Genomic DNA, 20090 nt, shown 5'->3' on the forward strand with positions numbered 1-20090 from the left:
CTTGACAGGGGATGGGAGGGCGGGCTCACGAGTGTGAGCCCGCCCCGAGAGCACTAGCCGCCGAGGGCAGTCTTGACGTTCTTCATTGCCGTGGACCACGCATCCGCTGCGGGTTCTTCACCGTTCTCAACCTGCGAGAGCGAGTTCAAGATCGCGGTGTCGATGATGCGTTGCTGTGGGCCTTCGAAGATGGGCTGGATCGATTCCACGCTGTTGGCGTAGATCGGCCCAACCGGAGCATCACTGAAGAATTCACTCGTGAAGTTCTGGATGTCGGGGGTTTCGTAAAGTTCCGGCGTCGACGGGAAGTTGCCGTGAGCCTGGAAAATCTCGAGCTGACGCTCCGGCGACATGAGCCACTCGATGAAGGCGAAGGCTTCTTCGGGGTGATCAGATTTGGCCGGGATCGTGAGCTGGCTACCGCCCCAGTTGCCGGCGTTCTCGGGAACCGCTGCGATGTCCCACTTTCCTGCAGTGTCGGGTGCCTGCTGTGAAATGTAGGTCATCATCCAGGAAGGAGCGGCGAGCACGGCGAAGTCGCCATTGTTCATGCCGGCGTTCCACGCTTCACTCCACGACGGGGTGCGCGACGTGATGTCAGCGTCGATGGCGTCGAGCGCATACTCGAACGCTTCTTTCACGTCGGGGTTGCTGTCGTACACGAGGTCGTCGTCGCTCGAGCCGTAATACATTTCGTCACCCTGACGAACGGCGGGGTTGAAGATTGCGCTGTTGACGTTGTCGATCATTCCCTTGCCGGTAGCTTCGCGGTACTGGGCGCCGACGTCGATGAAGTCGTCCCACGTGGGCCACAGGGCGCTCACTTCATCGCGGTCGGTCGGGAGCCCCGCAGCCTCGAACAGATCGGTGCGGTAGGCCATGGCGAGTCCGCCGACGTCAGTGGGGATGCCGACGACAGAGCCGTCAGCGGCGACGCCTTGAGACCAGCGCCAGTCAAGATACGTTCCTTCGATGTCGTCGGCACCAAGAGTGCGCAGGTCGACAAAGTTTTGTGGTTGGGCTTTGAACTGCGACATGTAGCCGACCTCGATCGCCGCGACGTCAGGACCTTTACCGCCAGCCAGAGCAGTGGTGAGGGCCTGCGCTTGTTCATCAGATCCACCCGCGTTGGTGACTTTGAGAATGATGTCGGGGTTTTCTTCTTGGTACGTCGCGAATGCTTCGTCGAGGCCCATGCCACCGAAGGTCCAAACGTCGAGGGTGATCTTCCCGTCGGTGTCACCTCCGCCCGAGCATCCGGCAAGAAGCGCAAGAGCCGCGCCTCCGGCGATCACTGTTCTGGCGATTTTTTTCGCTGACATTACGTCCTCCACGTTGAGGTGTGATTGGGGAATTGAGGGGGCCTCCACTGAGGAAGAGCGTTCGAGGTGTGGTCGAGGAAGCGCTTCCTTGATGAAGTAATGCCACCGTATAGGCTTATGTGGGGAATGACAACAAAAAGATTGCGCTTCCCTAAAATTCGCAACGATCAGCGGTGCGAGTTCCACAAATCACGACGCGGCAGGGGATGATGTGCAGATGGTTACCCTCGACGACGTCGCTCGTGAAGCGGGCGTATCGCGCACTACAGCCTCCCGAGCGATCAACGGCAAGCTCACGGTGCACCCCGAGCGCAGTGCCGCGGTGCAGCGAGCCGCCGAAAAACTAGGCTTTCGCCCCAACCCGGCAGCCCGCTCGCTGGCCCGAGGACGCCACGACTCAGTCGCGCTCATCGTCTCGGAAACCAACATCGAAGGCATGACGAACTCGTTCTTCGCGATGGCCCTCCACGGAGCCATCCGCGAGATTGCCAAGACTGATCAGCAACTCGTCATGCTGCTGCGCGCCAACGATGAAAGCGACGAGAAGTTCCTTCGCTTTCTCGAAGCCAGCCACGTTGACGGCGCGATGGTGATTCTCGAAGCGCACAACACCGAGCTGCCTCGACTGCTCGCGCAGTCCGATCTTCCCGTCGTGTTCCTGGGGCGACCCATTGAGTCCGCCGAGGCGCCGCTGTCGTATATCGACTCCGACAACGTCGGTGGAAGTGTGCTCGCGGCCGAGGCGCTGATCGCCGCTGGTCGCCGCCGCATCGGGGTCATCACCGGTCCTCACGGCATGGGCGTTTCTCAAGACCGTCTTCGCGGTTTCCAGCAGGCCCTTGACGCCCACGGCCTCGATAGTTCCCTCGTCGCCGAGTCAGACTTTCAAACAGCCGGCGGCGCGGAGGCCATGGGGCTCCTGCTCGACCAGCACCCTGATCTCGATGGGGTCTTCGTGATGTCCGACCTCATGGCGGCGGGTGCAGTGGGAACGCTCAAAACGCGCGGTCGACGAGTGCCCGAAGATATTTCGCTTGTCTCGTTCGACGACACCGTCATCGCGACAACTCTTGAACCGCGGCTCACCACGGTGCGGCAGCCCCTCGAAGAACTCGGTGCGCGGATGGTCACGGCGCTCGCTGAGCTCATAGCCGCTCCGACAGCGGCGCCAATTAGGGACACTCTGCCCACCACTCTGGTGCGGCGCGACTCGGTCTAGCTCGCCTCGACCGCGAGCCCGGTATCTGCCCACCGCCATCTGGCGGGTGGCTGCTTCAGGATCGTGGAATAGCGGATGCCCGGCTACGGTTTTGCCTACAGACGCGATCGGCGTCTCAGCGAAAGGGAGCTCGTGAATCAGCAGGTTCAGTTTGGACTCGGCACATTTGGCGACGTCACGGTAGATGAAGACGGTGCGCCGCTCAGCCAAGCGCAGGTCATCCGCAACGTTGTCGCTGAGGGAGTGCTGGCCGACAAGCTCGGCATTGATTACTTCGGCGTGGGTGAGCACCACCGCGACGACTTCGCCATCACTGCTCCCGAGACCGTCTTGGGCGCTCTTGCCGCCGCGACCACCAACATCCAGTTGGGCTCAGCCGTCACGGTCTTGAGCTCTGACGACCCCGTGCGCGTCTACGAACGCTTTGCCACCGTGGATGCCCTGTCGAACGGCCGCGCGGAGATCATTCTCGGTCGCGGCTCATTTACCGAATCGTTTCCGCTCTTCGGCTACAACCTCGCCGACTACGAAACGCTCTTCTCTGAGAAGCTCGACCTGTTCTCTGAACTCATCAAGGAAGAGCCGGTTACGTGGTCGGGCACTCTTCGCGCCGGCCTGAAGAACCAAGAAGTCTTCCCGCGCACCGAATCTGGCTCGCTCAAGACCTGGATCGGCGTCGGCGGAAGCCCCGAATCTGTCGTGCGCGCCGCCCGCTACGGGATGCCCATGGTGCTGGCGATCATCGGCGGCCAACCCGAACGGTTCGCGCCCTACGCGCAGCTGTTCCACAACGCCTTGGCCGAGTTGGGGCAACCCGACCTGCCGATCGCCGTTCACTCGCCCGGCTACATCACCGACTCCGACGACAAGGTCGTCGAGGAGATGTGGCCGCACTACAAGACGATGCGTGACCGCATCGGTCGCGACCGTGGCTGGCCCGAGTCGAGCGTTGATGAGTTCATCGGCGAAGTGAAGCACGGCTCCATGTACGCCGGATCGCCGGAGACCGTGGCGCAAAAGATAGCGAACACTATCTCTGCCCTCGGCATCCAGCGATTCGACATGAAGTACAGCGCAGGAACCCTGCCTCACGAACGCATGATGCGCAGTATTGAGTTGTACGCCACCGAGGTCATTCCTCGGGTTCGAGAGTTGCTGGCTGAGAAGGCCTAGTCGGCCTTCGGCTCCTCGGGGGTAGTGGTGGTGGCTGCGTCGGCGTGTGCCGTTTCCGTCTCAGCCGTCGCTGTCTCAACCGGGGCGGATGTCGCGGCCGGTGCTGCGGAGGTCGAACGTCTGCCTGAACGCAATGCCGTTCGCACGATCACTACGATGACACCGCCGACGATCGCGAGAAGAACGAGCCACGGCAGCAGCACTCCGAGCAGTACGAGAAGGCCGGAGAAGAAGGCAACGAGCCCGGCCCAGCCGGCCGCGAGTCCGTCAAGGAACGTGTCGGGTTCGGTGGTGGGGGCATCCGCTTCGGAGACTAGGCTGAGCGTGAGCGTCGACATCGCAACCTGATCATCGAAGTACCGCTTTTGTGATTTCAGGCTCTCGAGTTCCCCTTGGCGGCTAGAGATTGCGGTCTCCAGTTGGATCAACGTTTCGGTGTCGCTTGCCTTCGTGAGCAGAGCGAGCAAACGGTCGACCGACGCTTCGAGAGCCGTGATGCGCGCTTCCAGATCGCGCGACTGCATCGTGACGTCCTGGGCGTTGGTGGAGACCTCTTGCAGTTCTCCCAGCTCCTTGAACTTGTCGAGCGTGGCGGTGAGGTTGGATGCCGGAATGCGCAGCGTGAGGGTGGAGCTGCCCCGGTTGCCTTCCGACGGCGCATACTCGTTGCGGCCGTCAACGCGACCACCCACAGATTCGGTGATGCGGATGGCCTCGGCGGTCGCTTCATCGGGGCTCACTACCGTCACGGCCATGTAGCCCGTAGTGATGACCTCGCGGCTGATGTCGGACTCATTCGCGAGAGCGCCGTCGGCGGCGGGGGCGCCAAGTTCTTGAACGTCGCCGGACGTGCCGGACCGCCCCTCGATCGCCTCGTCAACGAGATACTCCGACGACTCGCTCGTCGAGAGATTGCTCATCCCGGCAGAACAGCCCGAGAGAACGAGTGCGGAAAATGCCAGTGCTGTGGTGATCTTTAGTGTGCGCCTCATGTTTTCAATGTAGGGCTGCGGGATGCGGAAAAACTACCCAACGTTTGTCACGATTCGAGCGTCACCACCTGATCGTTATCGCTCGTGAGCTCCGCGCGCAGTGGGCATGAGCTTGACGTTTTCTGAAAGCACACTTGGGGTTCTATGGAAAATTCGATGCCGCTGGCACGCCGCAGATATCGTGAAATAGTGCCTCACAGCGAGGCACTGAAAGACACGGATTACTTACACAAGGAGGAATCATGGGTCTCATCGATAACGCAAAGGACGCCGGCGAAGCCACCGCAAAGAAGGTCGGAGAGTTCGTCGACGACACCAAGGAGCGCGTCAGTGACGCAGCCGACCAGGCTGAGGCCGATGCCGAGGTGAAGAAGGCAGAAGCCGACCTCGAGCGCGCGAAAGCCGAGAGCGAAGCCACCGAAGCGAAGAACGAGTACAAAGAGAACCTTCGCTAAATTGGTTCGCTAACTCAGCATCCACCCGTCTGGGACTGGGATACTGAGCACATGGGTTTATGGGCGGCGTTTCGACGGTGGGTTACCCCGTCGAAAGCACCGCTGCTGAATATTGCTGCGGATGAGGGCGAAGGCCCCGTGATTATCTTTCTTCACGGGATCGCCTCGTCCGCGGCGACATTCACCCATGTCATCCCGCAGCTTTCAGATCACTACCGCTGCATCTCGTTCGATCTCCTCGGCTTTGGAGAATCACCCAGCCCCGCGGATGCCACCTTCACGATCGAAGAGCACGTGGATTCCATCCGTGCCACGATCAATTCGCTCAAGCTCGACGCCCCTTTTATTCTCGTGGGCCACTCGCTCGGCAGCCTTCTCGCTGCGCGTTACACGGCGATGCACCCCAGCAAGGTCAGTCGCCTCGTTCTGGTGAGCCCACCCATCTACGTGCCGCCGAACCAGATCGGCGATCCACTCGTGCGTGCCCGCGTCGGCGCTTACATGCGGGCCTACGAGTTCTTGCGCGACAACAAAGATTTCACGATGGCGACCGCTGAAACGTTAGGCCGTCTCTTTCAGCTCGAGGACATCCTCGATGTATCCGAGCGCAATTGGCAAGCCTTCGTGCTGAGCCTCAAGAACTGCATCGAAACTCAAACAACCGTGAGCGATATCGCCTCCGTGCGGGTGCCGATTGACGTGGTGTATGGCTCTCTCGACCAGTTCATCGCACCGGGAACGATGCGCATCGTCGAACAGATGCGGCAAGTGACGATGCATCGAGTCGAGGCGAACGACCACCTCGTGCGCAAACGCCTGGCCAAGCGACTGGTCTCCGTGATCGATAGCGGCGCCGAACTGGCGCAGAAGGCGCGCTAGCCGCGAGCGGTAACCTCCGCGAGCGGCAGGAGTAGCGTGGAGCTAACGGAGGGAACTCTCATGGCCCAGCAACTCGACACCACCGTCTGCATCGCAGGGGGAGGCCCGGCCGGAATCATGGCCGGTCTCATTCTGGCTCGCGCCGGCATCGATGTCGTGGTACTTGAGAAACACGCCGACTTTCTGCGCGACTTTCGCGGCGACACCGTTCACCCGTCCACGCTGAATCTGCTCGACCAGCTCGGGTTGGGCGAGGCGGCGGCGAAGATTGACCACAGCGAGCTTTCCGTCCTCGATGCGGTGATTGACGGCATCCGGCTTCGTGCCGTTGACTTCACGATACTGCCGGCGCCACACCGCTACGTGACGCTCATGCCGCAGTGGGATCTGCTGAACATGCTGGTGGAAGAAGCCCAGCGGCAAACCTCGTTTCGTTTGGTGCTCGAGGCGACCGCCCATTCGGAAATTCAGGAAAACGGGCGCGTTGTCGGAATCGAAGCGACGACGCCCGACGGGCCGCTTCGCGTGAACGCGGCGCTCTCGGTGGCCGCCGATGGGCGCGCTTCAGCCGTGCGCGATGCCCTCGGCTTAGTGCCGGCAGATTATGGCGTTCCCATTGATGTGCTGTGGTTTAGGGTGCCGCGCCCCACGAAACCGATGCGCGACACTCTCGCTAACATCCGGGGTGGTTCGGCTCTCGTCACGATCCCGCGACCCGGCTATTTTCAGTGCGGGCTTCTCATTCGAAAAGGCAGTTTTCCTGAATTTCAGAAGGCGGGCATCGAAGCGTTCCGCAACAAGATTGCGGCGACCGCACCACGCCTACGCGACGTGACCCACGAGATCGCGAGCTTCGACGACGTGAAACTGCTGTCGGTGCAAATCAATCGCCTGCCTGAATGGTCGGTACCCGGTGCGATTTGTATTGGCGATGCCGCCCACGCGATGTCGCCCGCATTCGGCGTGGGCATCAACTACGCGATTCAAGACGCCGTTGCCCTCGCGAATACTCTCGTTCCCGTGCTGCGAAAGAAGGGGACGGATGCCGCAGCAATCGATGCTGCATGCGCCGCCGTGCAGCGTCGCCGCACCTTGCCCACGGTGCTCATGCAGCGCATGCAACGAGTAGCGCACCGGCTCATCAATCGCGCCACGAGTGGAGTCGTTCTGCACAACCCACCGCGCCTGCGCGAACGCTTCGTGATCGCGGTGGTGTTGCCGCGCGTGCGCCCGATTTTGGCGCGAATCGTGGGCTACGGCTTCCGGCCGGAACGCATTGCTCCGGGCATCCTGAAACCGCGCGCGTAGGCCGAACCGGGCCCACGTCAGCCAGGGGTCAACCTCTGCTGTCCGAGCGCCCTAGCGCCCGCGGGCTTAGTACGTCTCGAGCACCATCGTGACGGCCCAGACAACGCTGGCGCCGATGAGGGCGGCGAAGACGAGGAGCCAGAATACCGAGGGAATGCCGGTGCGCTTGAAGAGGAGGTAGGCGTCGGAGGTGCTCAGCTGGTCGCGGCGGCGAGTGTGAACACCGATCACGGTGGCGAGGCCGCGCACGCTTCCCACGAGTAGGGCGATCGCGATCACGAGGAGCACGTAGCTCTGCTGTTCGGGCGTTGCCCACGCCCAGAGCGCGGCGCTCGCGGCGGCGGAAACGGCCACGACAAGGAAGCCGAAGAGGTTGCGAATCACGAGCAGCGTGAGCACGAGGATGATGCCGCCGATGAACAGCGCCATGGCGGTGTAGCCCTGGGTGACGCACCAGAGTTGCACGGCTCCGACGATGGCCGGCGCGGGATAGCCGAGCGATCCGCTGATCACGGAGCCCAGTTTGCCGCGGCCGCTACTGACAGCTTCACCGGAGTGGTTCATCCGAATCTTCATGCCGTGTACGAAGCGACCGGTGAGAATCGCGCCGACAGCATGGCCGAGTTCGTGCACGAGGGTCGTGAAGAGTCCGAACCATTTCCAGATGGGCTGCGGGATGCTCAGCACGGCCGCTGCGGCCACGATCACGATCAGCAGAGTCGGCGAGATGTCGACCGGGGTCGTGCGGGCGAGGGAGTCGAGAAGGGCATCCATTCGGGAATTGTCTCACCTCGAAGCTACGAGTGAGGCCTTTTTAGGACTCCCACGCCGCGTCGAGATCGTTCATAGAAAGTCCATAGAGTTCTCGGGCTCAATGGGGACCAGCGTGAAAGCACGACCACTCTTCGTAACAACTTTGGAGCCCCGCAATGAGCCAACTCACCATGATCGCCCTCGACCTTGTCGCCGTCGGTCTTCTCACTTTCGCTCTGTATTTTGCGCGCCACCGCCGCCGCGACCTGCTCGTCGCCTACCTCATCGTGAATGTTGGCGTGATGGCCGTTACGGTCATGCTGGCCGATAGCGCCGTCGGTGTTGGCCTTGGTCTCGGCCTGTTCGGAGTTCTCTCGATCATCCGCCTCCGTTCCTCGGAGATCGCGCAGCACGAAGTGGCGTACTACTTCGCCTCACTCGCCCTCGGCCTCATCGCGGGTCTCGGAGCTGCAGGCTTCGCCAGCGAATCCACCTCACTGGTCTCGGTCTACGTCGCCCCGGCGCTCATGGCCATGATCTTGCTCGTGATGACCTTCGGCGACCACCCGCGACTGTTCCGCGCCTACCGTCAGCAGACAGTGACGCTGGATGCCGCGATCGCCGACGAGCCCACCCTGCGTGTGCGTCTCGAAAACTTGCTGGGCGCTCGCGTTCACTCGCTCACGGTGTCGAAGCTCGACCTCGTCAACGACACGACGGTGGTGGATGTTCGCTACCGCCTCGTTGAGGGTGCTCGCTCGGCCCGCAACACCGCAACCGCTGCGCCGACCGCAGCCGCTAGCGGTGCGCACGACAACCTTGAGGCAGCACAGCGATGAACACGCCAAACACCACCCGCTTCGCATCCATCTCGCTCGAGGAGCTGGCCGAACGCGCCTCGCTATTGACGCGGGTCGACCGCAAGTACCTAGTGCCGGCATCCGACCTGGAAGCACTGCTCGCCGAGCTCGAGTCTCAGGCTCGCGTGCTCGAGATCAATGGGCAGCAGCACTTTGACTACGAGTCGGTGTACTTCGATACTCCGGAGGCGGCGAGCTACCTGTTGGCCGCGCATCCGCGACGCCGTCGCTTCAAGGCCCGCACTCGCAGCTATCTGGACACGGGGGATTGCTACCTCGAAGTGAAGACGAAGGGCTCGCGCGGCACGACCGCCAAGCAGCGCCTGCCGTACAGCTTCGACGAGCGCGACCGTCTCACAGTCGAGGGTCGCGAGTACATCGACGAATTGCTGCAGGATGCCTCGGTCGTCGGGATCGACTCCGACACCATGGAGCCGGTGCTCACGACGCGCTACACCCGCACGACTCTGTTTTTGCCGGGCAGCGGCAGCCGGTGCACGATCGACAGTGCGCTGGCGTGGGAGTGTGACGACGACGCGCTTCGTTTCGACGACACCGTCATTGTCGAAACCAAGTCGTCGGGCCAGGCCAGCGAGGTCGACCGCCTTCTCTGGAAGATGGGACATCGCCCGGATCGCATCTCCAAGTTTGCGACCGGCCTTGCCGCCCTTCGCCCAGAACTGCCGCACAACCGGTGGTCGCGGGTGCTCCGTCAACACTTCGCTCCGGCGCTCGAGAGCGTCGCTGCCTAAGCGCCACATACTTGTCGCCCGTTCGTGACTGCCCTCACGGACGGGCGACGTTTGTTGCGTGGTCGAACTTTGTCGCCGCGGAGGCGTAGCGTTGAGTCATGGACATTCGCACTCTGGGCCGCACCGGCCGTTCTGTTTCCGCAATCGGTCTTGGCACGTGGCAGTTGGGTGCCGACTGGGGTGACGTGAGTGAGGCGGATGCCCGCAGCGTGCTCGATACCGCGGTGGATGGCGGCGTCACCTTCTTCGATACCGCCGACGTCTACGGTGACGGTCGCAGCGAAAAATTCATTGGCAGCTACCTCGCCGACCGCCCCGAACTCGACATCACTGTCGCGACCAAGATGGGCCGCCGCGAGGCGCAAGATCCCAGCAACTTCACCCTCGCCAAGTTCCGCGAGTGGACAGACCGCTCCCGCCAGAACCTCGGCGTTGACACTCTCGACCTCGTGCAGTTGCACTGCCCACCCACCGCAGTTTTCGGCATGGACCGTGTCTTCGATGACCTCGACACGCTCGTCGCCGAGGGCGCGATCGCTGCCTACGGCGTGAGTGTGGAGACCGCGGATGAGGCGCTCGCCGCGATCGCGCGACCGAACGTCGCGAGCGTGCAAATCATCCTCAACGCCTTCCGCCTCAAGCCGCTGGATGCCGTACTGCCAGCCGCGCTCGACGCCGGTGTAGGAATCATCGCTCGCGTTCCGCTGGCCTCTGGTCTGCTCAGTGGAAAGTACCGCGTTGACACCACGTTCGCGGAAAACGACCACCGCACCTACAACCGCAACGGCGAAGCGTTCGACGTGGGGGAGACCTTCTCCGGCGTCGACTTCGAGACCGGCGTTGCCGCGGCTCAGGAGTTCGCGGCGCTCCTCGCCGCCGAGCCTTCCGTCGCCGACTTCTCGACGCCACAGGTTGCACTCGCGTGGGTTGCTCAGCAGCCCGGCGTGAGCTCGGTGATTCCGGGAGCACGCAACGTGGCTCAGGCTCAGTCCAACGCCGGTGCCGGCGAAGTGCCTGTGCTGAGCGAAGGCTTCATGGCCGGGGTGCGCGACATTTACGATCGCCACTTCCGCGCTGCCGTGCATCCACGCTGGTAATCGCATACGGGTAGAGCGACCGCGTCATGCCTTTAGGGGCGGGACGCGGGCGTCTTTCGCGATGGCTGCTGGCGTACGACTCGTTGGCGTATGACTTGGCGTGTAGGACTTGCCGATGCAGGGTCGCTGTTTGTGGACGCTACTGGCGCAGGGTGCTGATCGGTTCAGTGTCGGGGATGGGACTCGCATCTTTGCCGCGCAGGTCGGGGTGCCAGCCGCGCAGCAGCGTCGGCACGAGAACTCCGAGGGCAGCAATGACGGTCGCTGCCCAGAAGCCACCGATAGGGCCATAGGCGTCGATGAGGAATCCGGCGACGGCCGAGCCGAGCGCGGCACCGATGAGCTGGCCGGTGCCGACCCATCCGTAGGCCTCAGCGGTGTCGCTGAACTTCACGCTGGCGGAGACGATGGCGAAGATCACGGCGAACGCAGGAGCAATACCAATACCGGCGATGAGCAGCATGATGGCCAGCCACCAGAAGTCGAGGTAGATCATCGCTAACGCCATGCCCACGAACACGATGAACATGCGGCGTGCGAGAGCCCACGGCCCAATGGGGAGGTGGCCCAAGAGCAATCCACCAAAGAGTGAACCGATGGCCCAGATGCCGAGCACGATACCGGCCTGCGGGCCGCCGTGCCCGAAGACCGCAACGACGGATGCTTCGACTGCTGAAGCGGCGCCTACGAGCAGGAAGCCCGTGATGGTCGCGAGCAATACGGGCGGGCGGCGCAGCACGGTTCCGAAGGAACGCTTGCTGCGTGGGATGCGCACCTGGCCAACTTCGGGGCTAGCGATGAACCAGATGCCACCCAAGATGAGGAAGGTGCCGGCAACGACGATTGCGAGAGTTGTGGAGATCTGCACCGCAATGAAGGTCGCGGCGACGGGGCCGGCAACCCAGATAATTTCTTGAGCCGACGCATCCAGCGAAAAAAGTGGCGTCAGCTGTTTGGAGTTGACCATCTTGGGATAGATCGTGCGAACCGCGGGCTGGACCGGAGGGTTGCTCAAGCCAGCAACGAGGCCGACGACCATGAACATTCCGACGCTCATCGGTACGAGGGCGATCGCAAAAATAGATGCCGCTGAAATCACGAGGGTGAGGATGAGAACTTTGCGCATTCCCCACACGCCCATCCACCGGCTGGTCAAGGGGCCGGCAACGGCTTGACCGACGCTCGTGGCAGCGAGCACAAGGCCAGCGGCGCCGTAGGAGTCGTGGATCTGCTCAACGTGAAGAAGGATCGCCAACGAGAGCATTCCGCTCGGAAGCCGGGCAGTGAGCTGCGCGGCGATAATCCTGGCGATGCCCGGAGTTTTCAACAGGTCGATGTATGCGTTCACAAGGACTCCAGCTTAGCTGCCGAATTGGGCCAATTTTCGGCGCTCAGAGGCCGGGTTTCTGCGGGTTTTCCGGGTGTCAGTGGTTATCCATAGGCTGTGGAAAACCCCGCGAAGTTATCCACACCTGTGGAGGACACGCCCACTACATCTAGGGTTGGCGAGAGGTGGCACCCACGATATATAGTGGTGGAACCGCTTGGCCGGGGGTCGCGGTTTTGAGTGTTTTACGGGGATTTTAGGGAGTATTTGTGGCAATCACAGTCGTCAAGCGCAACGGTCAGCGAGAGCCGTACGATGCGAACAAGATCAACATCGCAATCGAAGAAGCCGCAGCCGGCCTCGACGAGAACATCACGTGGGTCACTCAGATCGCTTCTGAGCTCGAACTGACGCTGTTTGACGGCATCACCACGCAGCAGCTCGACGAAGCTGTTATCCAGGTTGCTCTCCAGAACGTGAAAGATGACCCGGCCTTCGACACTGTCGCCGCCCGTCTTCTCCTCAAGACCATTTACAAGCGCGTTCTCGGTGACTACACCGACGCTGCTGACCTCAAGCGCCTGCACAAAGAACACTTCGCCACCAACGTCACCCGCGGCGTAGAAGAGGGACTCCTCGACCCTCGCCTCACGAGCATGTTCGACTTGGATGCTCTCGCCGAGCACCTCGAGCCCGCTCACGACGAGCTGCTCAAGTACATCGGTGTCGTCACCCTCAACAACCGCTACGGCATCAAGGGTCGCAACGGCGATGCCCTCGAGGTTCCGCAGTACTTCTGGATGCGCATCGCAATGGGCCTCTCGCTCAACGAAGCGAACCCCAACGAGGCAGCGCTCAAGTTCTACGAGAAGATGTCCAGCCTCGAATACCTGGCTGCCGGCTCCACTCTCGTGAACGCGGGAACGATCTACCCGCAGCTCGCAAACTGCTTCGTCATGGAAATGCAAGACGACATGGAGCACATCGCCAAGACCACGCGCGATGTCATGTGGCTCACCAAGGGCACCGGCGGAATTGGCCTTTCGGTCACCAAGCTGCGCGCCCAGGGTTCACCCATCCGCTCCAACAACACCACGTCCACCGGTCCCATCCCGTTCATGCACACGATCGACTCGATCCTTCGTGCTGTGAGCCGTGGTGGCAAGAAGTTCGGTGCGCTGTGCTTCTACATGGAGAACTGGCACATGGACTTCCCGGAGTTCCTCGAACTCCGCAGCAACTCCGGTGACCCCTACCGCCGCACCCGCACCGCCAACACGGCCGTGTGGATCAGCGATGAGTTCATGAAGCGTGTTCAGAACGACGAGCCGTGGTACCTCTTCGACCCGCTCGAAGTTGCCGACCTCAACGAGCTCTACGGCAAGGCGTTTTCCGAGCGTTACAACGAATATGTCGCCATGGCCGAAGCCGGCGAAATGCACATGTTCAAGAAGATCGGTGCTCGCGAGCAGTTCAAGTCGATCCTCATCTCGCTGCAGACCACCAGCCACCCGTGGCTGACCTGGAAAGACACGATCAACAACCGTGCGCTCAACAACAACACGGGCACGATCCACCTCTCCAACCTTTGCACCGAAATCACGCTGCCGCAGGATGAAGACAACGTCTCCGTCTGCAACCTCGCGTCGATCAACCTCTCGCGTCACCTTCTGCCCGAAGGCGGCGTTGACTTCGTGAAGATCGCGGAGAGCGCTCGACTGGCCGTTCGCCAGCTCGACAACCTCATCGACATCACGCGCTCCAGCGTGAAAGAAGCTGACTTCTCCAACGAGCAGAACCGCGCCGTCGGTCTGGGCGTCATGGGATTCACCGACATCATCGAGAAGCTCGGCTACAGCTACGAGAGCGAAGAGGCCTACGACCTCATCGACGAAATCATGGAGCACGTCTCGTACGCAGCGATCGACGCCAGCACCGAGCTAGCCAAAGAACGTGGCTCGTACACAAACTTCGAAGGCAGTCGCTGGTCAGAGGGCCTCGTGCCGCTCGACTCCATCGCGCTCACCGAAGCCGACCGTGGCATGGAGATTAAGGTCAACCGCAAGACGCGTCTCGACTGGGATGCTATGCGCGAGAAGGTCAAGGGCGGAATGCGTAACGCAACGCTCATGGCGATCGCTCCCACCGCATCCATTGGTCTTGTCGCCGGCACCACGCCCGGTCTCGACCCGCAGTTCTCGCAGATCTTCAGCCGCTCGACCTCGAACGGTAAGTTCCTCGAAGTGAACCGCAACCTCGTTGCGACTCTGCAAGAAAAGGGCCTCTGGGAGCAGAACCGCGAAGCGATCCTGCGTAGCCAAGGTGACGTGCAGAACGTTGCAGGCATCCCCGACGACATCAAGGCCGTGTTCAAGACGAGCTTCCAGCTCTCGCCGTACGCGTTCCTTGAAGTTGCCGCTCGTGCTCAGAAGTGGATCGACCAGGCCATCAGCCGCAACATGTACCTCGAGACGCGTGACCTCGGCGACATGATGGACATCTACTTCGACGCATGGTCGCGCGGAGTAAAGACCACCTACTACCTGCACATGAAGCCTCGCCACCAGGCCGAGCAGTCCACGGTGAAGGTCAATAAGGCAGAAGAAATTTCGTCGACCAAGGCTGCAACAGCCTCGACATCCACATCAACAGCGGGCGCAGCTCCCGCACGCCGAGGTTTCGGCGGATTCGCAAAGAAGGCAGAGTAATTATGAACCGCGAAAACACCGTTGAGGACTACTTCGTACCGGTCGACCCGATGGACGACCTGCAGTGCGACAGCTGCCAGTAAGCGCAGCCACTCACTAACCTCCCCCGGGGAACACGACACCACACCGTCGTGTTCCCCACCACACACATCGAGCACCAATCGAGAAAGAAGAAGTCACCGGAATGGGAATTCTAGGTACAGGCCTGCAAGACGGCCTCCTGCTGAAGCCAATTAAGTACCAATGGGCTATGGACCTGTACGACCAGGCCGTGGCTAACACCTGGTTCCCTAACGAGATCCAGCTGGGCGAAGACATCGCCGACTTCAAGAAGATGACTGATGAAGAGCGTCACGCGGTGACCTTCCTCATGAGCTACTTCAACCCGAATGAGCTGCTCGTCAACAAGGCACTCGCCTTCGGCGTATACCCCTACGTTTCTGCCGCAGAGTGCTCGCTGTACCTCGCGAAGCAAATGTGGGAAGAAGCCAACCACTGCATGAGCTTCGAGTACGTTCTCGAAACCTTCCCCATCGACCGCGAAGCGGCCTACAACTCTCACGTTGATGTGCCGTCCATGGCGCGCAAGGAAGAGTTCGAAATGAAGTACATCCGTCGCATGACGGAGCAAACCCTCGACATCAACACCATCGAGGGCAAGCAGGACTTCATCCGCAACCTCGTGGCCTACAACGTGGTGCTCGAAGGCATCTGGTTCTACTCGGGCTTCATGGTTGCCCTGTCGTTCCGCCAGCGCAACCTGCTGCGCAACTTCGGTTCGCTCATGGACTGGGTTGTTCGCGACGAGAGCCTGCACCTCAAGTTCGGTATCAACCTGATTCTCACGGTGCTCGAAGAGAACCCCGAGATTCAGACCGAAGAGTTCGCTGACGAAATTCGCCAGATGATCTTGGATGCTGTGGAGATGGAAGAGGCGTACAACCACGACCTGCTCCCCGGCGGCATCCTCGGCCTCAACGCCAACTACATCAACCAGTACGTGAAGTACCTGGCTGACCGTCGCCTTGAAGAGCTCGGCTTCGAGCCGCACTACAAGGTCTCGAACCCGGCCAAGTGGATGGCAACAGCCAACGACACTCTCGAGCTCGTGAACTTCTTTGAGTCGACCAACACCTCGTACGAAGCCAACGCGTCGGCAACCACCAAAGCAAAAGCGGAGTGAGCCTGACCGTTGAGTGGGTCGACTGGCTCGACCCACGAGCGGTAAACCAGCGCGAACTGATGACGGTCGAAACGACGGCGATGTATGCCGATCGTCAGGCCGCCCTCGACGAGGCAGGCCGCAACGCAGTGAATGCTGCGTTGACGGTCGCGCCCGAGGACATCAGTCACACGCTGTTGGTGCTCGACGGCGATACCGTCATCGGTCACGCCGCGCTTCGTCCCTTCGGGCAATCGCTCGAAGTGAAGAAAGTCTTCGTCGATTCGCGTCATCGGGGCAAGGGCGCTGCCCGCCGCCTCATGAACGAACTCGAGGCGGTCGCGCGTGAGGCATCCGCTCACTCGCTCGTTCTTCAAACGGGTCACGCTCAGTTGCCCGCAATGGCCCTCTACGAGAGCCTCGGCTACACCCACATCGAGGCTTTTGGCGAGTACGCCAACATCCCGTTCGGCATTTGCTACGAGAAACCCCTGTAGTTCATTCAGCTACGCCCTCTAAGCTTCACCGGATGGGGGATACCCTTCGTCCACTTAACTCGAAACAATTGCACTGTGAGACTTTTCCGGCGGCGCCCGCGCCTTAACTTGGGCAAATTTACGGCGCCCGAGCCGGTAGAAGAAGCACCCATCGAACGCGTCGTCGAAGAGGGTGTTCTTATCGCGCGCAATGCCGTGCGCATGGCGGTCAAGAACCGCATCATTGTCGACGCTGCGCGCGACCACCTCGACTACGACGATGGTGCGCTTGCGGGCCTCGTTCACGTGGAGTTCGACCACCTGGCCGATCAAGCCGAGCGCCTGCTCAAGGTCACGCGCACCGACCGCAACCGCGCCGTTCAAGAGGGCCTCACCGAGGGACTTCGGCAGGCGTCCATGGATGGCGAGTTGATCTCGAACATCATCGACGAAGCACGCGAACTGGCCTGGAGTGAAATCGGCACGGCGATCATCGCGAAGCTGCGCGATGCCTACATGCCCGAGGCCGACCCGCAGTATGAAAAGAACCGCGAAACCCGGCTGCGAGAGCTGCGCAACATCAACTTCGCCGAGCTGCAAGCGGCGAACGAACCCGAGTACTAACGGCCGCACAACCGTCGCGCTCGAAAGCTCGACGAGTGCGCCTCCGCCGCACCTCTTCTTTGCCTCCCGCACGATTCTGGCGACAAGGCCGCAATGGATACCGGATCGTTTCTCACCAAACGATGAACTCTGAGCAGCCGGGGGTAGGCTTCCTTGGTCGGCGTTGAAGCGAGGCGCATCCGTTCCGGATTCGGTCCTCGTAACCGACGCCACTATTCATCGGGAAATAGAGAAGGTTGAACCATGAGAATCAAGTACGTGACTCCGGCACTGGTTGTTGCCGCAGCGCTCATGCTGTCGGGTTGTGTCGACAACAGCACTGGCACCGAAACCACCACCGGGGGCAACACTCCTGACGTCGGAGTGAACGAAGCCGCTGCCGCTCTGCTGCCTGATGACATCAAGGAAGCCGGCGTGCTCGTGATCGGTATCGACCCGACCTACGCTCCTAACGAGTACAAGGACGACGCCGGAAACCCCATCGGGTGGGAGGTTGACCTCGCCAACGCGATGGCCGCCACCCTTGGCCTCGAGACCCAGTACGAGCCCTCGAGCTTCGACAAAATCATCCCGAGCGTTACTGGCGGAAGCTACGACATCGGCTTCTCCTCGTTCACCGACAACGCTGAGCGCGAGAAGGTCGTCGACTTCGTGAACTACTACGAAGCGGGCATCCAGTGGGCACAGCTCATCGGTGTCGACGTTGACCCCGCCAACGCGTGTGGTCTCACCGTTGCTGTTCAGACCGCAACGTACGAAGAGACCGACGAGCTTCCTGCGAAGTCGCAAGAGTGTGTGGATGCTGGCAACGAGCCCATCAACATCCTCAAGTTCGACACCCAAGACGAAGCCACCAACGCGCTCGCTCTGGGCCGTGCCGACGCGATGAGCGCCGACTCACCCATCACGCAGTACGCCGTGAGCCAGGTCGAAGACAAGATCGAGCTCGCTGGCGACTCCTTCGACACCGCACCTTACGGAATCGCGATCGCCAAGGACTCGACGCTCCCCGCCGCTCTTCAGGCTGCACTGCAGTCGATGATCGACGATGGAACCTACAAGTCGATCCTCGACGACTGGGGTGTTTTCAGCGGTGCTGTTGACACCATCACCATCAACGCGGCAACCGCTAGCTAAGTAGATGGCTGCATCAGGCTCTAACCGTTCGGCGACACCAGCAGTGGTGTCGCCGAACGGCGCCGATCAAGCGGAAGCTATCAAGGCCATTCGCCTTCGCCACCCCTGGCGAAACATCGTCGCCGTCGTTCTGGTGGCGATGCTCGCACTCTTTGTGCTGGATGCTGCCCAGCGCGAGGCGTACGGCTGGGAGAACTTCGCCAAGTACATCTTCGATCAGCGCATTTCGCAGGCGGCGGGCTACACGCTGCTGCTGACGGTCTACTCGATGGTCATTGCGATCATTTTGGGCGTCACCCTGGCGGTCATGCGCCTGTCGGAAAACCCGGTCGTCAAGGGTATCGCCTGGTTGTACCTCTGGGTCTTCCGCGGCACTCCCGTGTATGTGCAGCTCGTGTTCTGGGGTCTCTTCGCGACGATCTACTCCACGATCGACATCGGCATTCCGTTCACGGAGCCGTGGCTTTCGTTCGAGACGAACGACCTAATCAGCGTGTTCTGGTTGGCCGTCATCGGCCTTGCGCTCAACGAATCTGCGTACATGGCAGAGATCGTGCGTGCCGGCATCCTCTCGGTCGACAAAGGCCAAGACGAAGCTGCCACCGCGCTCGGAATGTCGTGGATGCAGACCATGACTCGCGTCGTGATTCCGCAGGCCATGCGCATCATCATTCCGCCCACGGGCAACGAAGTTATTTCGATGCTCAAGACCACCTCGCTGGTCACGGCCATCCCGTTTAGCTTGGAGCTCTACGGTCGCTCGCGCGACATCTCCGTTGTGATCTTCGACCCGATTCCACTGTTGCTCGTCGCTTCCGCGTGGTACCTGCTGTTCACCTCGATCCTGATGGTGGGCCAGTACTTCTTGGAGAAGCGCTTCTCGCGCGGTGTCGGTCAGGCTCGCCCCGATAAGGCAGGCACCGAGACAGGAGCAATCACGCTGAAGACGGGTGTTATCTCGACGCCGGGTGCGGCATCCGCTGCCGACGGCGACGCCGGTTCTGATGCCAGTACCGACCCTTCCGGAAAGGAGCACCAATGATGAACGCGGCTACTAGTGGCGTGCCCATGGTGCACGCCGATCGTGTCTCGAAGAGCTTCGGTTCTAACGAAGTACTCAAGAGCATTTCGCTGTCGGTGCCGCAGGGCGAAGTGATGTGTTTGGTCGGGCCTAGTGGTTCGGGCAAGTCAACCTTCTTGCGCTGCATCAACCACCTTGAACGAGTGGATGCCGGTCGACTCAGTGTCGAAGGCGTTCTGGTCGGGTACGAAGAGCGTGGCGACAAGCTCTATGAGCTCAAGCCGCGCGAAGCTGCACGCCAGCGTCGGGATATCGGCATGGTCTTTCAGCGCTTCAATCTGTTCCCGCACATGACGGCCCTCGAAAACATCATTGAGGCGCCCATCCGGGTGAACAAGGTCAAGAAAGAGGCCGCGGTCGCGCACGCTCAAGAGCTGCTCGCTCGGGTTGGTCTCGCGGGCAAGGCGGATGCCTACCCGGCTCACTTGTCGGGTGGTCAACAGCAGCGTGTGGCTATCGCGCGCGCTCTCGCCATGGAGCCCAAGCTCATGTTGTTTGATGAGCCGACGTCGGCGCTCGACCCGGAGCTCGTGGGCGAAGTGCTCGATGTCATGAAGGGTCTCGCCGAATCGGGCATGACCATGATTGTTGTCACTCACGAGATGGGGTTCGCGCGCGAAGTCGCCGACCAGCTCGTGTTTATGGATGGCGGCGTTGTCGTGGAGTCGGGTGACCCCGACCAGGTGTTGGGCAATCCCCAGCACGAACGTACGAAAGCGTTCCTCTCGAAGGTTCTCTAAGTTCGGTTCGCTCCATTCGCTCGGA

General features: G+C 61.3%; 19 protein-coding genes. 15 read left to right on the top strand and 4 right to left on the bottom strand.

The features are described from left to right. Positions 1-53: 53 nt before the first annotated feature. Positions 54-1322, bottom strand: a complete 1269-nt coding sequence (locus CLV85_RS10535) for an ABC transporter substrate-binding protein (RefSeq protein WP_100389584.1) — start codon at positions 1320-1322, stop codon at positions 54-56. Between the two features lie 217 nt (positions 1323-1539). On the opposite strand from CLV85_RS10535, the gene CLV85_RS10540 reads away from it, so the two are divergent. After that, the gene (locus tag CLV85_RS10540) at positions 1540-2541 is read left to right on the top strand and encodes a LacI family DNA-binding transcriptional regulator (RefSeq protein ID WP_100389585.1); all 1002 of its coding nucleotides are present in this window, start codon (positions 1540-1542) and stop codon (positions 2539-2541) included. 132 nt (positions 2542-2673) lie between these two features. After that, positions 2674-3714, top strand: coding sequence for an LLM class flavin-dependent oxidoreductase (locus CLV85_RS10545; protein ID WP_100389880.1), 1041 nt, complete (start codon positions 2674-2676; stop codon positions 3712-3714). Here the strand turns inward: CLV85_RS10545 and CLV85_RS10550 are convergent. Beyond that, a complete protein-coding gene (locus tag CLV85_RS10550) occupies positions 3711-4706 on the bottom strand; it encodes a DUF4349 domain-containing protein (protein ID WP_229820546.1) in 996 nt (331 codons plus the stop codon). The genes CLV85_RS10545 and CLV85_RS10550 overlap by 4 nt on opposite strands. 242 nt (positions 4707-4948) lie before the next feature. On the opposite strand from CLV85_RS10550, the gene CLV85_RS10555 reads away from it, so the two are divergent. Genes CLV85_RS10555 through CLV85_RS10565 form a run of 3 tightly spaced genes read left to right on the top strand, consistent with a single transcriptional unit; the run spans position 4949 to position 7348 of the window. After that, a complete protein-coding gene (locus tag CLV85_RS10555) occupies positions 4949-5161 on the top strand; it encodes a hypothetical protein (RefSeq protein ID WP_100389586.1) in 213 nt (70 codons plus the stop codon). A 51-nt stretch (positions 5162-5212) separates the two neighbouring features. Further along, positions 5213-6040: an alpha/beta fold hydrolase gene (locus CLV85_RS10560; RefSeq protein ID WP_100389587.1), complete on the top strand. Its 828-nt coding sequence runs from the start codon at positions 5213-5215 to the stop codon at positions 6038-6040. A gap of 60 nt (positions 6041-6100) precedes the next feature. Further along, a complete protein-coding gene (locus tag CLV85_RS10565) occupies positions 6101-7348 on the top strand; it encodes an FAD-dependent oxidoreductase (protein WP_100389588.1) in 1248 nt (415 codons plus the stop codon). 66 nt (positions 7349-7414) lie between these two features. On the opposite strand, the gene CLV85_RS10570 is transcribed toward CLV85_RS10565, so the two are convergent. Beyond that, positions 7415-8122: a M50 family metallopeptidase gene (locus tag CLV85_RS10570; RefSeq protein WP_100389589.1), complete on the bottom strand. Its 708-nt coding sequence runs from the start codon at positions 8120-8122 to the stop codon at positions 7415-7417. Positions 8123-8277: 155 nt separating this feature from the next. Between CLV85_RS10570 and CLV85_RS10575 the strand changes: the two genes are divergently transcribed. The 3 genes from CLV85_RS10575 (at position 8278) to CLV85_RS10585 (ending at position 10810) form a co-directional block, all read left to right on the top strand. Further along, the gene (locus CLV85_RS10575) at positions 8278-8940 is read left to right on the top strand and encodes a DUF4956 domain-containing protein (RefSeq protein WP_100389590.1); all 663 of its coding nucleotides are present in this window, start codon (positions 8278-8280) and stop codon (positions 8938-8940) included. Then, on the top strand, positions 8937-9713 hold the full coding sequence (locus CLV85_RS10580; protein ID WP_100389591.1) for a VTC domain-containing protein: 777 nt from the start codon (positions 8937-8939) through the stop codon (positions 9711-9713). Before CLV85_RS10575 ends, CLV85_RS10580 begins: the two co-directional genes overlap by 4 nt. Positions 9714-9811: 98 nt before the next feature. Next, the gene (locus CLV85_RS10585; RefSeq protein WP_100389592.1) at positions 9812-10810 is read left to right on the top strand and encodes an aldo/keto reductase; all 999 of its coding nucleotides are present in this window, start codon (positions 9812-9814) and stop codon (positions 10808-10810) included. A 139-nt stretch (positions 10811-10949) separates the two neighbouring features. Here CLV85_RS10585 and CLV85_RS10590 read toward each other — a convergent pair whose 3' ends face one another. Further along, on the bottom strand, positions 10950-12158 hold the full coding sequence (locus tag CLV85_RS10590) for an MFS transporter (protein ID WP_100389593.1): 1209 nt from the start codon (positions 12156-12158) through the stop codon (positions 10950-10952). Positions 12159-12406: 248 nt separating this feature from the next. Between CLV85_RS10590 and CLV85_RS10595 the strand changes: the two genes are divergently transcribed. The 7 genes from CLV85_RS10595 (at position 12407) to CLV85_RS10630 (ending at position 20065) form a co-directional block, all read left to right on the top strand. Continuing rightward, positions 12407-14845, top strand: a complete 2439-nt coding sequence (locus tag CLV85_RS10595; protein ID WP_100389594.1) for a ribonucleoside-diphosphate reductase subunit alpha — start codon at positions 12407-12409, stop codon at positions 14843-14845. A gap of 184 nt (positions 14846-15029) precedes the next feature. Next, on the top strand, positions 15030-16028 hold the full coding sequence (locus CLV85_RS10605) for a ribonucleotide-diphosphate reductase subunit beta (protein WP_100389596.1): 999 nt from the start codon (positions 15030-15032) through the stop codon (positions 16026-16028). Further along, complete coding sequence (locus tag CLV85_RS10610) at positions 16025-16504, top strand: GNAT family N-acetyltransferase (RefSeq protein WP_100389597.1); 480 nt, start codon at positions 16025-16027, stop codon at positions 16502-16504. The genes CLV85_RS10605 and CLV85_RS10610 overlap by 4 nt, the downstream gene beginning before the upstream one ends. A 75-nt stretch (positions 16505-16579) precedes the next feature. Next, positions 16580-17107, top strand: coding sequence for a hypothetical protein (locus CLV85_RS10615; protein ID WP_229820544.1), 528 nt, complete (start codon positions 16580-16582; stop codon positions 17105-17107). Positions 17108-17350: 243 nt separating this feature from the next. Next, a complete protein-coding gene (locus CLV85_RS10620) occupies positions 17351-18244 on the top strand; it encodes an ABC transporter substrate-binding protein (RefSeq protein ID WP_100389598.1) in 894 nt (297 codons plus the stop codon). Between the two features lie 4 nt (positions 18245-18248). Beyond that, positions 18249-19286 (top strand): amino acid ABC transporter permease, encoded by a 1038-nt coding sequence (locus CLV85_RS10625; protein WP_100389599.1) that lies wholly within the window; start codon positions 18249-18251, stop codon positions 19284-19286. Beyond that, a complete protein-coding gene (locus CLV85_RS10630) occupies positions 19286-20065 on the top strand; it encodes an amino acid ABC transporter ATP-binding protein (RefSeq protein WP_147433374.1) in 780 nt (259 codons plus the stop codon). The genes CLV85_RS10625 and CLV85_RS10630 overlap by 1 nt, the downstream gene beginning before the upstream one ends. The last annotated feature ends 25 nt before the right edge of the window (positions 20066-20090 follow it).

The organism is Salinibacterium amurskyense, from assembly GCF_002797685.1.
GTDB lineage: Bacteria > Actinomycetota > Actinomycetes > Actinomycetales > Microbacteriaceae > Rhodoglobus > Rhodoglobus amurskyensis.

Coding starts and splice junctions, on each gene's coding strand:
- CLV85_RS10535 (WP_100389584.1), bottom strand. CDS start 1,322: ATGTCAGCGAAAAAAATCGCCAGAACAGTGATCGCCGGAGGCGCGGCT.
- CLV85_RS10540 (WP_100389585.1), top strand. CDS start 1,540: ATGGTTACCCTCGACGACGTCGCTCGTGAAGCGGGCGTATCGCGCACT.
- CLV85_RS10550 (WP_229820546.1), bottom strand. CDS start 4,706: ATGAGGCGCACACTAAAGATCACCACAGCACTGGCATTTTCCGCACTC.
- CLV85_RS10555 (WP_100389586.1), top strand. CDS start 4,949: ATGGGTCTCATCGATAACGCAAAGGACGCCGGCGAAGCCACCGCAAAG.
- CLV85_RS10560 (WP_100389587.1), top strand. CDS start 5,213: ATGGGTTTATGGGCGGCGTTTCGACGGTGGGTTACCCCGTCGAAAGCA.
- CLV85_RS10565 (WP_100389588.1), top strand. CDS start 6,101: ATGGCCCAGCAACTCGACACCACCGTCTGCATCGCAGGGGGAGGCCCG.
- CLV85_RS10570 (WP_100389589.1), bottom strand. CDS start 8,122: ATGGATGCCCTTCTCGACTCCCTCGCCCGCACGACCCCGGTCGACATC.
- CLV85_RS10575 (WP_100389590.1), top strand. CDS start 8,278: ATGAGCCAACTCACCATGATCGCCCTCGACCTTGTCGCCGTCGGTCTT.
- CLV85_RS10580 (WP_100389591.1), top strand. CDS start 8,937: ATGAACACGCCAAACACCACCCGCTTCGCATCCATCTCGCTCGAGGAG.
- CLV85_RS10585 (WP_100389592.1), top strand. CDS start 9,812: ATGGACATTCGCACTCTGGGCCGCACCGGCCGTTCTGTTTCCGCAATC.
- CLV85_RS10605 (WP_100389596.1), top strand. CDS start 15,030: ATGGGAATTCTAGGTACAGGCCTGCAAGACGGCCTCCTGCTGAAGCCA.
- CLV85_RS10620 (WP_100389598.1), top strand. CDS start 17,351: ATGAGAATCAAGTACGTGACTCCGGCACTGGTTGTTGCCGCAGCGCTC.
- CLV85_RS10625 (WP_100389599.1), top strand. CDS start 18,249: ATGGCTGCATCAGGCTCTAACCGTTCGGCGACACCAGCAGTGGTGTCG.
- CLV85_RS10630 (WP_147433374.1), top strand. CDS start 19,286: ATGAACGCGGCTACTAGTGGCGTGCCCATGGTGCACGCCGATCGTGTC.